This window comes from Rhodococcus sp. NPDC004095 (assembly GCF_053604015.1).
The window spans coordinates 696,097-709,560 of the sequence record NZ_JBSGGS010000001.1; the positions used below are offsets into that span (position 1 = coordinate 696,097).

The 13,464-nt window shown below is 70.4% G+C and carries 11 protein-coding genes; 4 read left to right on the top strand and 7 right to left on the bottom strand.

Features of this window, described 5'->3' with window-relative positions; all coding sequences use genetic code 11:
• Nucleotides 1-47: 47 nt before the first annotated feature.
• Both ACWEPG_RS03145 and ACWEPG_RS03150 read left to right on the top strand, forming a co-directional pair.
• Nucleotides 48-1,838 carry an ABC transporter substrate-binding protein/permease gene (locus ACWEPG_RS03145; protein WP_452593848.1) on the top strand — a complete coding sequence of 597 codons (1,791 nt, stop codon included), beginning with the start codon at nt 48-50 and terminating at the stop codon, nt 1,836-1,838.
• A 3-nt stretch (nt 1,839-1,841) separates the two neighbouring features.
• Nucleotides 1,842-2,600 (top strand): amino acid ABC transporter ATP-binding protein, encoded by a 759-nt coding sequence (locus tag ACWEPG_RS03150; protein ID WP_450114928.1) that lies wholly within the window; start codon nt 1,842-1,844, stop codon nt 2,598-2,600.
• A gap of 3 nt (nt 2,601-2,603) precedes the next feature.
• Here ACWEPG_RS03150 and ACWEPG_RS03155 read toward each other — a convergent pair whose 3' ends face one another.
• Nucleotides 2,604-3,377 (bottom strand): crotonase/enoyl-CoA hydratase family protein, encoded by a 774-nt coding sequence (locus ACWEPG_RS03155; protein ID WP_452593849.1) that lies wholly within the window; start codon nt 3,375-3,377, stop codon nt 2,604-2,606.
• A gap of 165 nt (nt 3,378-3,542) precedes the next feature.
• Between ACWEPG_RS03155 and ACWEPG_RS03160 the strand changes: the two genes are divergently transcribed.
• Nucleotides 3,543-5,441, top strand: coding sequence for an alkyl/aryl-sulfatase (locus ACWEPG_RS03160; RefSeq protein ID WP_452593850.1), 1,899 nt, complete (start codon nt 3,543-3,545; stop codon nt 5,439-5,441).
• 57 nt (nt 5,442-5,498) lie between these two features.
• On the opposite strand, the gene ACWEPG_RS03165 is transcribed toward ACWEPG_RS03160, so the two are convergent.
• The 5 genes from ACWEPG_RS03165 to ACWEPG_RS03185 all read right to left on the bottom strand — a co-directional run bounded on the left by ACWEPG_RS03165 (nt 5,499) and on the right by ACWEPG_RS03185 (nt 11,336).
• Nucleotides 5,499-6,239 carry a glycoside hydrolase family 25 protein gene (locus ACWEPG_RS03165; protein WP_450114925.1) on the bottom strand — a complete coding sequence of 247 codons (741 nt, stop codon included), beginning with the start codon at nt 6,237-6,239 and terminating at the stop codon, nt 5,499-5,501.
• Nucleotides 6,240-6,340: 101 nt separating this feature from the next.
• The gene (gene ggh, locus ACWEPG_RS03170) at nt 6,341-7,678 is read right to left on the bottom strand and encodes a glucosylglycerate hydrolase (RefSeq protein ID WP_452593851.1); all 1,338 of its coding nucleotides are present in this window, start codon (nt 7,676-7,678) and stop codon (nt 6,341-6,343) included.
• A 60-nt stretch (nt 7,679-7,738) separates the two neighbouring features.
• Nucleotides 7,739-8,029, bottom strand: a complete 291-nt coding sequence (locus ACWEPG_RS03175) for a hypothetical protein (RefSeq protein WP_450114923.1) — start codon at nt 8,027-8,029, stop codon at nt 7,739-7,741.
• 173 nt (nt 8,030-8,202) lie between these two features.
• Nucleotides 8,203-9,717, bottom strand: a complete 1,515-nt coding sequence (locus ACWEPG_RS03180; RefSeq protein WP_452593852.1) for an aldehyde dehydrogenase family protein — start codon at nt 9,715-9,717, stop codon at nt 8,203-8,205.
• On the bottom strand, nt 9,714-11,336 hold the full coding sequence (locus tag ACWEPG_RS03185; protein ID WP_452593853.1) for a GMC family oxidoreductase: 1,623 nt from the start codon (nt 11,334-11,336) through the stop codon (nt 9,714-9,716). The genes ACWEPG_RS03180 and ACWEPG_RS03185 overlap by 4 nt, the downstream gene beginning before the upstream one ends.
• A gap of 119 nt (nt 11,337-11,455) precedes the next feature.
• Between ACWEPG_RS03185 and ACWEPG_RS03190 the strand changes: the two genes are divergently transcribed.
• Nucleotides 11,456-12,133, top strand: a complete 678-nt coding sequence (locus ACWEPG_RS03190) for an SDR family oxidoreductase (protein WP_452593854.1) — start codon at nt 11,456-11,458, stop codon at nt 12,131-12,133.
• Here ACWEPG_RS03190 and ACWEPG_RS03195 read toward each other — a convergent pair.
• Nucleotides 12,130-13,302 carry an NADH:flavin oxidoreductase gene (locus ACWEPG_RS03195; protein WP_452593855.1) on the bottom strand — a complete coding sequence of 391 codons (1,173 nt, stop codon included), beginning with the start codon at nt 13,300-13,302 and terminating at the stop codon, nt 12,130-12,132. The two genes, ACWEPG_RS03190 and ACWEPG_RS03195, sit on opposite strands and share 4 nt — an antisense overlap.
• Nucleotides 13,303-13,464: the final 162 nt, after the last annotated feature.

A 13,464-nucleotide genomic window follows, 5' to 3' on the forward strand; every position in this document is an offset into this window, starting at 1 on the left:
CTACGCGGCACCCGGTGCGGTGGACCCGACGCGGTTACGCTCTCCCCATGACCCGATCGCGATCGGTCAAGGTGTGGGTGCTCGCCGTGCTGGTACTGCTGGCGGGCACGGTCACCGCGTGCGGCGGGGGGTCGGGCGGCTCGTCCACCGACCTGTGCTCGCCGCCCGGGGTCGGCTCGGCCGCGGCGGCGCCGACCAACCTGGACGCGTCGGCGGCGGTGACGGTGGAGGACCGGTACACCACCGCCGGCACTCGCCCCGTCGACCAGATCGACACGAGCAAGCTCAGCCTGATCGTGCCCGGCACCCTCAGCGTCGGCACGCTGTCCGACGCGCCACCGAGCATCTGCGTCAACTCCGCCGGCACCTTCACCGGCTTCGACAACGAACTGCTCAAGGCGGTCGCCGCGAAACTCGGCCTGCAGATACAGTTCTCGGGCACCGAGTTCGCCGGCCTGCTCTCGCAGGTCGCGAACCGACGCTTCGACGTCGGGTCGTCGTCCATCACCACGACCGACGAGCGCCGCAAGACGGTCGGGTTCACCAACGGCTACGACTTCGGCTACTTCTCCCTCGTCGCACCGAACGGCGGTAAGGTCCAGTCCTTTTCGGACCTGAACGCGAGTACCCGGATCGGCGTGGTGCAGGGCACCGTGCAGGACGACTACGTCGTCAACACCCTCAAGCTCGACCCGGTGAAGTTCCCGGACTACAACACCGCCTACGCGAACCTGAAGTCCGGGCAGATCGACGCCTGGGTGGCGCCGTCGCAGCAGGCCGAGGGGGCGATCAAACCCGGTGACGGCACCTCGATCGTGCAGAACACCTTCAGCCTCAACAACTTCGTCGGCTGGGCGGCGAACAAGGACAACCAGCCTCTGATCGACGCGCTGAACTCCGGCCTGGACGCCGTCATCGCCGACGGCACCTGGGCGAGGCTGTATTCCGAGTGGGTGCCGCGGGAGCTTCCGCCGGGGTGGAAGCCGGGCAGCAAGGCCGCCCCGGCTCCGGTCCTGCCCGACTTCGCCGCGCTGGCAGCCGAACAGGGTCAGGGCGGCGGCGAGCAGACCGCCCCGAAATCCACGCTGGCGCAGCTCGGGGACACGTTCTTCAACTGGGAGCTGTACCGCAAGGCGATCCCCGACCTGCTGACGACGGGCCTGCCGAACACCGTCATCCTGGCACTGACCTCGGGGGTGATCGGCACCGTCCTCGGCATGCTGCTGGCGATCGCAGGCATCTCCCGGACCCGCTGGCTTCGCTGGCCCGCCCGCGTCTACACCGACGTCTTCCGCGGCCTACCCGCGGTGGTGATCATCCTGATCGTCGGCCTCGGTGTCGGCCCGCTCGTCAAGAACCTCACCGGGAACAACCCGTACTGGCTCGGCGCGGCGGCGCTGGCGCTGCTGGCGGCCGCCTACATCGGGGAGATCTTCCGCTCCGGTATCCAGAGCGTCGAACCCGGGCAGATGGAGGCCGCACGGGCGATCGGTTTCGGGTACCGGCGGGCGATGACGCTGGTGGTGATCCCGCAGGGCGTGCGGAGAGTGCTGCCCGCGTTGATGAATCAGTTCATCTCGCTGATCAAGGACTCGTCGCTGATCTACTTCCTCGGCCTGCTCGCCACCCAGCGGGAACTGTTCGCCGTCGGCCGGGACCTGAACGCGCAGACCGGCAACCTGTCGCCGCTCGTCGCGGCGGGCCTGTTCTACCTGGTGCTGACCATCCCGCTGACCCACCTGGTGAACTACATCGACAAGCGTCTGCGGACCGGCAGGGCCGACACCTCCGGCACCCTCGACGAACTCGACCAGGCCATCGTCGTGGAGAGGGGATAGCCAGTGACGGAACCGACGAGCCCCGAGACCGCCACCGCGTCCGGAACACTCACCGGCACCGGCCTGCACCTCGCGTTCGGTCGCAACAAGATCCTGCGCGGCGTCGACATCCACGTCGGCGCCGGCGCCACAACCTCGGTGATCGGACCGTCCGGGTCCGGGAAGTCCACCCTGCTGCGGGTGCTCAACCGGCTGTACGAACCGGACGCCGGCGACATCCTGCTCGACGGCCGGTCGGTGCTCGGCGACAACCCCGATGTCCTGCGGCAGCGGATCGGGATGGTGTTCCAGCAGTTCAACCTGTTCCCGCACCGGACGGTCGCCGACAACGTCGCGCTCGGCCCGCGCAAGCTGCGCGGGCTGTCGAAGGAGGGCGCCCGCGAACTGGCGCTCGAGCAGCTCGACCTCGTCGGCCTGCGGGCCAAGGCGGACTCGCGGCCGGCGAACCTGTCCGGCGGACAGCAGCAGCGGGTCGCGATCGCGCGGGCGCTGGCGATGAAACCGGAGATCATGTTCTTCGACGAGGCCACCTCCGCGCTCGACCCGGAACTGGTCAAGGGGGTGCTCGCGCTGATGAGCGACCTGGCGTCGGGCGGCATGTCGATGATCGTGGTCACCCACGAGATGGGTTTCGCCCGAACGGTGTCCGACACCGTGCTGTTCATGGACGGCGGCGTCGTCGTGGAGACCGGCAAGCCCGAGGCACTGTTCGACGACCCGCAGACCGATCGCCTGCAGGCGTTCCTGTCGCAGGTGCTGTGACCCCTACGCCCCGTGCCTGCCGGCTCCGGCCTCGAAACGCGCCGCACCCGCGACACCCTCCGCAAGCACGGCAGGCACCCCGGCGGCTCCCTCGGCCCGGATCGCCTCAGCGAGCGGCAGATCCAGCGCGCGGTACGCGGAGGCGCGGTCGGTGAGCATGCACAGCTGGGGGAACGCGGCGATCTCGCGCGCCAGTGCCTGGGCTGCGGGGAGCGCGTCGCCCTCGGGCACGACCCGGTTCGCCAGGCCCATCGCCAGCGCCTCGGCCGCGTCGACGGCCCGGCCGGTCAGGATCATGTCCAGCGCCCGGCCCTGCCCGACGATCCGTGGCAGCCGGACCGTGCCACCGTCGATCAGCGGGACACCCCACCTGCGGCAGAAGACACCGAAGGTCGCCGACTCCTCGACCACGCGCAGGTCCGCGAGCAGGGCCAGTTCGAGACCCCCGGCGACGGCGTAGCCGCCGACCGCCGCGATCAGGGGCTTGCTCAGCGCCAACCGGGTCGGTCCCATCGGCCCCGCACCGCCGCCGTCCGGGTCGAGTTCGTGGCGCCGGGCCGGGTCCCCGATCGCGGTGAGGTCGGCGCCGGCGCAGAAGTTGCCACCGGCGCCCCACAGCACCGCGACCCGCTGCGTGGCGTCGGACTCGAACGCCTCGAACGCGGCGCGCAGGTCCCGCGCCATCGGCCCGTCGACGGCATTGCGTTTGTCCGAGTGGTCCAGAGTGATGGTGGTGATGCCGTCGGACGTCTCCGACCGCACCCGAGCGTCGGGCATGGTGGCCTCCTCGTCACGCGAATTCGTACCGCTCCAACCCGTCCGTTATAGCGCTGCCGGACGCTCCGCGTGATCGGTCGGCGCGATTCACCCGGTCGGGGTGAGGCGCATCCGGAATCCGCTCGTGAAGCTGGTGTCACACCCGAGACCTGCCAGGAGGGCGCAATGTGCCAGACCCCGAAGGATCCGAGTGCCGCGACCGTGGCCGCCAATCGCGCCGCGACGGAGAAGTACGACATGGCGAATCGGCAGGACTTCGTCGATTCACGCCGCGGTCTGATCGCCGATCTTCCCGGAAATGTCACGGGCGCAGACGGTTCCGTGATCTTCGATCCCGACGACTTCGGCTACATCGGTGACGACGAGCCCGCACCCGACTCGGTCGAGCCGAGCCTGTGGCGACAGTCGCAGATGATCCGCCCCGGCGGACTGTTCGAGGTCGCCAAGGGCCTGTACCAGGTCCGCAACAACGACATCGCGAACCTGACCGTGGTCGAGGGCGAGGACGGACTGATCGTCGTCGACTGCATGGCTGGCGTCGAGTCCGCCCGCCAGGGCATGACCCTGATCCGCGAGCACGTGAGCGACAAACCGGTCGTCGCGGTGATCTACACCCACACCCACATCGACCACTACGGCGGCGTCAAGGGTGTCGTCGACGCGGAGGACGTCGCGTCGGGCAAGGTGCCGATCATCGCGCCGGGCCACCAGTTCGACAAGTACGCGATCGGGGAGAACGTGGTGGCAGGCAACGCGATGGCCCGCCGCGCCGCGTACGCGTTCGGCGGCCTCCTCGAGTCCGGTCCGCGGGGCTTCGTCACCTGCGGCATCGGCATCGCGAGCACCAAAGGCCCCGAGGTGTCGTACATTTCGCCCACGGACCTGATCACCGAGACCGGCACCCGGCGCGAGATCGCGGGCCTGGAGTTCGAGTTCCTCTACGCCCCCGACACCGAGGCGCCGGAGGAGATGCACATCTGGATCCCGCAGCTGGCCGCGTTGACGTGCGCGGAGAACGCCAACCACTCGCTGCACAACATCCAGACGCTGCGCGGCGCCCGCACCCGCGACGCCCGCAACTTCGCGCGCTACCTCGACGAGACCCTGGAACGGTGGGGCGACGCCGCCGAGGTGCACTACGGCCCGCACACCTGGCCGGTGTGGGGCAACGAGAACGTCACCGCGTTCATCGAATCGCAGCGCGACACCTACAAGTACATCCACGACCAGGCGCTGCGGCTCGCGAACAAGGGGTACACGCCGCTGGAGGCCGCCGAGGTCGTCGAGCTGCCCGAGGAACTCGGCCGCAACTGGGCCAATCGCGGGTACCACGGCACGCTGCACCACGACGTACGTGCGGTCTACACCAAGGAATTGGGGATGTGGGACGGGGATCCGGTGTCGCTGCACCCGCATCCGCCTGCCGAGTCCGCGAAGCGGTTCGTCGAGTTCGCGGGCGCCGACAACATTCTCGCCGAGGGCAGGCGCGCGATCGAGGACGCCGACTACCGGTGGGCCGTCGAGATCCTGCACAAGCTGGTCTTCGCGCAACCGGACAACACGGCGGCGCGTGAGTTGCAGGCGGATGCCTACGAGCAGATGGGCTACCAGGCGGAGGGTCCGCAGTGGCGCGGGATCTTCCTCAGTGCCGCACTGGAATTGCGTGAGGGCGTCAAGCCGATGCCGTTCACCACCGCCAGCCCGGACACCATCCTGGGCATGCCGGTCGACATCCTGTTCGACTTCGTGGCCGTGCACGTCGACGGCCCGAAGGCGACCGACGTGGACCTCCGGATCGACTTCGCCTTCACCGACCGCGACGAGACCTGGACCATGTGGATCCGGCGCGGCACCCTGGGTGCCCGCCGCGGTGCCTCACCCGACACCCAGTTGACGGTGTCGGGACCGAAGGCCGCACTGACCGGGGTGCTGCTCCAGCCCGGAAATGCGGGCAAGCTCGCCGAGTCCGGCGCGATCACCCTCGACGGCGACGCGCAGGCCCTGGCGACGCTGGCCTCCGTGCTCGACGAGTTCGATCCGGCCTTCCCGATCGTCACCCCGTGACCGGTGAGTCCTTCTGGTCCGCCGGCGGGCCGGAAGGACTCCGGGCGCCCGAGGCGCCTACGACCCGAACGGGTTCGAGAAGCCGCCGAGGTCGCCGAGCCCGCCGCCGTAGATGTTCAGATCGATGTCGGCATTGACGCCGGGAATCCGCGCGGTGCTCGTGTACTGCCAGAACGTCCAGCGGGTCCATCCACCGGGCAGCGGACCCGGCTGGCTCTTGCCGTTGTAGTCGGCGATCCACAGCGGGTAGTTCGAGAACTCGGTGGTGTTCGCCATCGCGGTGCGCCAGAAGTTCGGATACGTGTAGATGATCGGCTGCTTGTGGGTCAGCGCCTGCACCGAGTTCAGATAGCGCCGCGTCCAGTCGGCGAGGGCGGCGGGCGGCAGACCCCCGGTGGCTTCCAGGTCGAGCACCGGCGGAAGGCCGCCGGACACGATCGGCGCCGCCGTCGAGGCGAAGAACGCGGCCTGCGCCTCCGGAGACTGGGACGGGTCGGCGTAGTGGTACGCGCCGCGGGCGATGCCCGCGGCGCGCATGCCGATGCCGTCCTGCACGAAATAGGGGTTCACGTAGCTCAGGCTCTCGGTGGCCTTGACCATCGCGAAATCGTGCCCGGATGCACGGACGGCGAACCAGTCGATGCCGGAGCCGCCGGGGTGCTGCCAGGAGGCGACGTCCGGGCCCTTGACGGGACCGGCCGCCGCGAGGGCGGGTGCTCCCAGCGCCAGCGCCCCGGCCAGCAACAGCGAGGCGAAGCGGATGACATTTCGGATACGGCCATTGCGCAGCGACGTCATCGCCCGAGACTAAACCGACACCGAACACCGGTGCAGCGCTTCCGGGACGATCGTTATCGCCTGTTCGAATGCCCGTCACCCGAGCCGCCGGGCCGGTCGGCTCAGCCCAGCCAGTCCAGCACCGCCGCCGCCGTCCAGGACTGCTGCATGCTGCCGAGAGGTTCACCGGTGAACGGCTCGTAATACTCGGCGAAGCTGCCGTCGCCGGCCTGGCGCAGGCCCTCGGCGCGCAGGTGCCGGGACCGCTCGGCCCAGCCGCGGCGGGCGAACACCCAGGAGAACAGCCACGTCATCACCGGCCACACCGGGCCGCGCCAGTACTCGCGGGAGCGGAAGTCGCCGGACACCGGCGACGTCGACGGCGGCACCGCATACCGCAGGTCGGGGTGCCCGCAGAACCGTGGCCCCTCGAAGGTCCGCAGCAGCGTCCGCTCGATGTCGCGGGGCAGTCCACCGCACAGCAGCGGCGCGAACATGGCGAGGGTGTCGGTACCGATCCAGCGGCCGGACCGCAGGTCGAAATCGCGTGCCGCCCCGGAGCGCGGGTCGGTCGTCGCGACGACACCGGACCGGAACCGCTGCGCCCAGTGGTGCAGGTCCCGGACGTCGGCGTGCGGCGCCGAGTACTCCTCGCCGATCGTGGCGAGCACGTCGCAGGCCAGGGAGAAGATCGCGCTGACGAAGACGTCCTCGACGGCAAAGCTCATGGCGGACACCAGATCCGCGTCGTCGTAGCGAACCCGCTTCATCTCCTCGAGCAGCCACAGGTAGCGGTCGTACTCGGCGTTCGTCGGCCGCTGCGTCGGGTCGGCGACGACGACGTTGTCCGCGCGCCGGTAGGCCGGCACGACTCCGGGAATCACGTTGGCGTACGGCACATCCCAGCGAGGCGAGTTGTCCATCCCGGACTCCCACCCGTGATAGAGCGTCACCCGGCCCGTCTCCTTCGGGTCCCGGGCGTGTGCCAGCCAGCGGTGCCAGCGCATCAGATCGGGCCAGCGCCGGTCGAGGAACTCCTCGGCCACCGCCCGGGTGGTGCGGCCGTGCCGGCGGGAGTGGTCGAGGATGCGCTGCACCGCGATCGCGTGCACCGGCGGCTGGGTGATGCCCGACGTCTGCGGGGAACCCGGGGCCGCGGCGGCGAGGGCGGAGCAGGCCCACCGGTCCGGGCCGGGGAAGTAGCCGTCGACCCCGCCCGCGAACACGATGTGCGGGATCATCCCGTTGCTCCACTGCGCGGACAGCAGCGTGTCGAGTTCGACGACCGCGCGTTCGACGCTGAGCGGGGCCAGCCCGACCGCGACGAACGCGGCGTCCCAGCTCCACATGTGCGGGTAGAGGCGAGGGGCGGCGCTCGTCATCGTGCCCAGGTCGTTACCCCGCAGCAGGTAGGCGGCGCGCGCCGCGAGCTGGGTGGGGGTGAATCCGGGGTCCGACATGCCCACAAGTGTGCGGCCCGGCTGATCGTTTCGCCCGCCGGGCCCTGTCGATCGCCGAGCTCAGCCCTTGGGGCGCGCGACCTCGTCGGAGCTGCGGAACACCAGCCGCCCGTCGTCCAGCTTGATCGCCCACCGCTTCGCGAGTGCCCAGTCGCGGCCGTAGTCGGCGGGATCCTCGGCGAGGCTGCCCGCGAAGTCGTCGACGATCACGCCGGATTCCTGGGTCGGTGCACCCTCGCCCGAGACGGGATCTGCACTGGTCACGACCGCGTCGCCCACGGCGAACGGCTTGTCCCCGGACTTTCCGCCCGGCGCTGCGCCGGACCCCTTCGTCTCCTTGCCAGATCCCATGTTCGCGACTTCCTTCCTGCTCGCCGAGGCCCGCAGGAACTTGTGGAACGCAGCGGACCATGGCGCCGGTGCGGCACCAGTCTCGTAACCAGAATGTAGCTGACCCTGTACCCTCCACGCCGGATCGACGCGACGGCGGCGCGCGTTCCCCCTGGTCGCCGCCTCGACGCGCCCTACCCACGCCCGTACCTCAACGTGGTGAGGGTCGCGAGAATCTTCTCGGTCCGCGGGGTCCGGGCGAAGGTCAGCGTCGGCATCAGCGTGGGAAGCCGCCGATGGGTCACCGCCTTCGCGTACGCGAACTCCCTGAGGCCGTCCGGGCCGTGGATCCGCCCGAAGCCGGAGTCACCGACCCCACCAAACGGGAGGGCCGGGACGGCCGCGAACGCGAACACCGCGTTCACCGACGTCATGCCCGAGCGGATACGCCGGGCCAGCTCGACGCCGCGGGCCTTGCTGAACACCGCGGACCCGAGGCCGTAGCGGGAGGCGTTGGTCCGCGCGACCGCCTCGTCCATGTCCCGGACCCTCGCCACCGTGAGCGTCGGCCCGAACGTCTCCTCGGTGACCGCGACCGAGTCCTCCGGGACATCCACCAGGACGGTCGGCTGAACCAGCCGGTCCCCGACGGCGTCCGCTCCGCCGACGACGGCCCGCCCGCCGCGAGCGAGGGCGTCGCGCACGTGCCTGCGCACCACCTCGAGTTGCGACGGCATCGTCATCGGGCCGATCGGGGCGGCGGGGTCGGTGCCGGCGCGCAGTTCGCCTGCGAGCGCGGTCAGCTTGGCGAGGAACGGCTCGTACACCCGCTCGTGCACGTACACCCGCTCGGTGCCGATGCAGGACTGTCCGGCGTTGGCCATGCCCGCCCACACTGCGGCGTCCGCGGCCGCGTCGAGGTCCGCGTCCTCGTCCACCAGCAGCGCATCCTTGCCGCCCGCCTCGATGACGACCGGGGTCAGGGTGTCCGCGCAGGCCGCCATCACCTTGCGTCCGGTCGCGGGTGAGCCGGTGAACGCCAGCTTGTCGACGCCCGCGCGGCACAGTGCCTCCCCGGTGGGCCCGAGCCCGGTGACCAGTTGCAGCACCGGCGCGTCCGGCACCGCCTGCGTGAACGCGTCGACCAGCCAGGCGCCGACACCGGGGGTGAACTCGCTCGGCTTGAACACCACGGCGTTGCCCGCCGCCAGCGCGTACGCGATCGACCCCATCGGGGTGAACACCGGGTAGTTCCACGGCCCGATCACCCCGACCACGCCTCGCGGCAGGTACTCCACCGTCGCGGCCTGGTCGATCATGTCGAGACCGGATCGAACCCGCTTGCGGCCCAGCACCTTCGGTGCATGCTTCGCCGCCCACGACAGGTGCCCGAGCGCGAGGACGATCTCCAGCCGGGCGTCGGAGTCGGGCTTGCCGGTCTCGGCGTGCACGACGTCGGCCAGCTGTCCCATCCGCCGGGTGATGACGCCGGCCCACGCCATCAGATGGGTGCGGCGCTCGGCGAAGGTCAGCGCCGACCACCACTGGGCGGCCCCACGCGCCCGCTCGACCGCGGCCCGCACCTCGTCCGGACCGGTGATCGGGTGGGTGCCGACGACCTCACCCGTTCGGGGATCGAGGGAGTCGAATGTCTGTGGTGCGGAACCGGTTCCGATGTCGGTCCGGTCCCCGGTCCCGAGTGTGCTCATGGTGTGTCCTTCGGTGCATTCGGCAGCGCGGCCCAGCCGCGCAGGAGATCCGCCGCCTTCTCGGCGATCATGACGGTCGGGGCGTTGGTGTTTCCTCGGGTGACGGCCGGCATCACGGACGCGTCCACCACGCGCAGTCCATCGACGCCGCGCACCCGCAGCTGCGAGTCGACGACAGCGCCCTCCCCGTCGCCCATCGCGCAGGTGCCGACGGGGTGGTAGAGCGTCTGGGTCCAGGCCCGCGCGTGATCGGCGAGATCGCCGTCGGAGGCGCCGTCGAGGCGGGGCGGCAGGAAGGGCCGGTCCAGGAACCGCGCGATGGCCGGTTGCCGGGCGATGTCGACGATGCGGCGCACCCCGGCCAGCATCGCGTCCAGGTCGGCCGGGTCGTCGAAGTATCGCGGGTCGATCTCCGGGTGCCAGCGCGGATCGGCCGAGCGCAGACGCAACCGTCCCCGGCTCGCGACGCTGACGAGCGTCACTGCGGCCGTGAACAGGCCGCTGGGCATCTCCCGCAGCGCGTTGTCGACGAAACCGCCCGGCGCCACGTGGACCTGGAGGTCGGGTGCGCGCAGCCCGTCTCGGCTGGAGAAGAACGCGCCGCCCTCGCCGACATTGGACGTCAGCGGACCGCGCCCCGCCACCTTCCACTGCGCGAACCGGGCGGGCGGGGCGGTGATGTCCTTGAGGTCGGTGGTTCCGGTGGTGTGCCACAGCACCGGCAACACCGGATGGTCGTGCAGATTCTCCCCGACGCCCGGTAGGTCCGCGACCACGTCGATGCCGTGCTCGCGGAGGTGGGCGGCCGGGCCGAGGCCCGAGAGCATCAGCAGCTGCGGGCTGTTGATCGCGCCGCCGCAGAGCACCACCTCACCGGCCGCCCTGGCAACGTGCTCGGCACCGTCCCGCAGGTAGCGGACACCGACCGCGCGGGTGCCGTGCAGGTGGACGGCGGTCGCGAACGCGTCGGTCAGCACGGTGAGATTCGGCCGGCCGAGTGCCGGACGCAGGTACGCGTCGGCGGTGGACCAGCGCCGCCCGTGGTGGCAGGTGACCTGGTACCGACCCGCGCCCTCCTGCGCGGCACCGTTGAAGTCGTCGGTGGGCGTCAGACCCGCGTCCACCGCCGCGGCGATCCAGCCGTCCGTCAGCTCGTGAGTGAACCGCCGGTCCTCGACCCGCAGCGGCCCGGACCGTCCGTGGAAAGGTCCGGTCAGACGCGAATTGCGTTCCGCACGTGTGAAATACGGGAGGACGTCGTCGTAGCCCCAGCCGACGGCACCGTGCACGTCGCGCCAGTCGTCGTAGTCGGTGCGGTTGCCGCGGATGTAGATCATCGCGTTCATCGACGAGCAGCCGCCGAGCGCCTTCATCCGCGGCCAGTAAGCGGACCTGCTGTCGAGTTGCTTCTGCGGGACCGTCTGATAGTTCCAGTCCCACTTGGTCTTGAAGAGGGATGCGAACGCGGCCGGAATCCTGATCTCGTCGGCGTCGTCCTCACCGCCGGCCTCGAGCAGCAGCACCGAGACGTCGGGGTCCTCGGTCAGGCGAGCGGCCAGGACGCAGCCTGCACTGCCCGCTCCGACGACGACGTAGTCGTAGACGTCCTGTTCCACCATGGCGACTCCTCGACCCGGGGAAGGCGGGTGTGATCGTCACCACACCCGTGTCCCAGTCTAGGAACACCGCGGCGTCTGCACACGGTTCGGTCTCCGGCGCGGCGGCATATCCTTCGGGAATGCGCCCGACAGCACTGATCACCGGGGCCGGCCGCGGCCTCGGCGCCGCCATCGCCCGAGACCTCGCCCCGACCCACGACCTGCTGCTCGGTGGCAGGGAGCCGGGTTCGCTGACCGCGATCCTCGCCGAGCTCGACGGTGCCCGCGGCTGGCCGGTGGACCTGACCGACCACGCCGCCGTCGCCGCCGCCGTCGATGGTGTCGACCGGCTCGACGTGCTCGTGCACAACGCGGGGATCGCCGAGATCGGCACCGTCGCCGACACCCCGGCCGCGGTGTGGCGGGACATGTACGAGGCGAACGTGGTCGCCGTGGTCGAACTGACCCGGCTGCTGTTGCCCGCACTCCGGGTCGCGAACGGGCACGTGGTGCTGATCAACTCCGGTGCCGGGCTGCGCGCCAACCCGGGCTGGGGCGCATACGCGGCGAGCAAGTTCGCGCTCCGCGCGTTCGGGGACGCGCTGCGGGCGGAGGAGCCTGCGCTGCGCGTCACCTCGATCCACCCCGGCCGAATCGACACCGACATGCAACGTGCCATCGTCGCCACCGAGGGCGGGGAGTACGACCCCACGAAGTTCCTCGCACCGACCTCGGTCGCGCGGGCGGTGCGGAACGCCGTCGAGACGCCCCGGGACGCCCACCCGACCGAGATCGTGCTGCGGCCGGTCGCCCGTTAGCTCCGCTCCACCAGCACGCAGCGGGCGCCGGAGAAGATCGTCGGCATGCACTTGTTGCAGTGGATGCACAGCGACTTGGTGCGCTCGTCGGCGACGATCCGGTTGATCAGGTCCGGTTCCCGGAGCAGGGCGCGGGCCATCGCGACGAACTCGAAGCCCTCCGCCATCGCGGTGTCCATGCCCGCCTTGTCGGTGACGCCGCCGAGCAGCACCAGCGGCATCTTCACCGCGGCACGGATCTGCCGAGCGGACTCGAGCATGAACAGCGGCTCGTAGGGGTAGGCCTTGATGAACTTCTTGCCGACCAGCTGCACGCCGAGCCGCAGCGGCTGGTCCATGGCCTTGGCGAACTCGTGCACGGGGGCGTCGCCGCGGAAGAGGTACATCGGGTTGAGGAGCGAGCTGCCCATCGTCAGCTCGAGGGCGTCGAGCCCGCCGTCGGCCTCGAGCCACTGCGCGACCTGGATGGCCTCGTCCACCCAGAACCCGCCGGGGACGCCGTCGTCGATGTTCAGCTTCGCCAGGACCGCGATGCGGTCGCCGACCGCGTCACGGACGGCGAGGGCCGTCTCCCGCACGATCCGGGCGCGATTCTCCAGCGACCCGCCGTAGGCGTCCTTGCGGTGGTTGATCAGCCGGGACAGGAACGAGCTGGCGAAGTAGTTGTGGCCGAAGTGGATCTCGACGGCGTCGAAGCCGCCCTCGATCGCGAACCGGGCGGCGTCGGCGTGCGCTGCGGTGATCCGCTTGATGTCGTCGAGGGTGGCGGCCTGGGTGACCTTCATGCTCAGCGGGCTGAACGACTTCGTGGGCGCGAGAGCGGTGAGCCCGTTGGACTTGGCGTTGGCGACCGGGCCGGCGTGGCCGATCTGCGCGGACGCGGCGGCCCCCTCGGCGTGGATGGCGTCGGTGAGCCGGCGCAGACCGGGAACGACCTCCGGGCGCATCCACAGCTGGCCGCGTTCGGTGCGTCCCTCGGGGGCGACCGCGCAGTACGCGACGGTGGACATGCCGACGCCACCGGCCGCCGGGCGGCGGTGGAATTCGATCAGGTCGTCGGTGACCAGCGCGTCGGGCGTCTTGCCCTCGAACGTCGCCGACTTGATGATGCGGTTGCGCAGGGTGATCGGGCCGAGCTTGGCGGGAGCCAGCACGTCGGGATGGGTCACGTCATGTCCTCCGGTTGCGGGTGGACCGAGCCTAGGACGATTTCGTTACCAGCGGAACCGTAATTGCCCGATCAGTGGGAAAGTGCCCGTTCGCACCGCCTCCCCGGCCGGGCGCAATGTCACAGTGTGCTCACCTGACGCGCACGCTGTGACATTGCGCCG

Bases quoted from the DNA above. Each gene is read 5' to 3' on its own strand.
- ACWEPG_RS03145 (WP_452593848.1), top strand. From the start codon at position 48: ATGACCCGATCGCGATCGGTCAAGGTGTGGGTGCTCGCCGTGCTGGTA.
- ACWEPG_RS03155 (WP_452593849.1), bottom strand. From the start codon at position 3,377: ATGCCCGACGCTCGGGTGCGGTCGGAGACGTCCGACGGCATCACCACC.
- ACWEPG_RS03160 (WP_452593850.1), top strand. From the start codon at position 3,543: ATGTGCCAGACCCCGAAGGATCCGAGTGCCGCGACCGTGGCCGCCAAT.
- ACWEPG_RS03165 (WP_450114925.1), bottom strand. From the start codon at position 6,239: ATGACGTCGCTGCGCAATGGCCGTATCCGAAATGTCATCCGCTTCGCC.
- ggh (WP_452593851.1), bottom strand. From the start codon at position 7,678: ATGTCGGACCCCGGATTCACCCCCACCCAGCTCGCGGCGCGCGCCGCC.
- ACWEPG_RS03175 (WP_450114923.1), bottom strand. From the start codon at position 8,029: ATGGGATCTGGCAAGGAGACGAAGGGGTCCGGCGCAGCGCCGGGCGGA.
- ACWEPG_RS03180 (WP_452593852.1), bottom strand. From the start codon at position 9,717: ATGAGCACACTCGGGACCGGGGACCGGACCGACATCGGAACCGGTTCC.
- ACWEPG_RS03185 (WP_452593853.1), bottom strand. From the start codon at position 11,336: ATGGTGGAACAGGACGTCTACGACTACGTCGTCGTCGGAGCGGGCAGT.
- ACWEPG_RS03190 (WP_452593854.1), top strand. From the start codon at position 11,456: ATGCGCCCGACAGCACTGATCACCGGGGCCGGCCGCGGCCTCGGCGCC.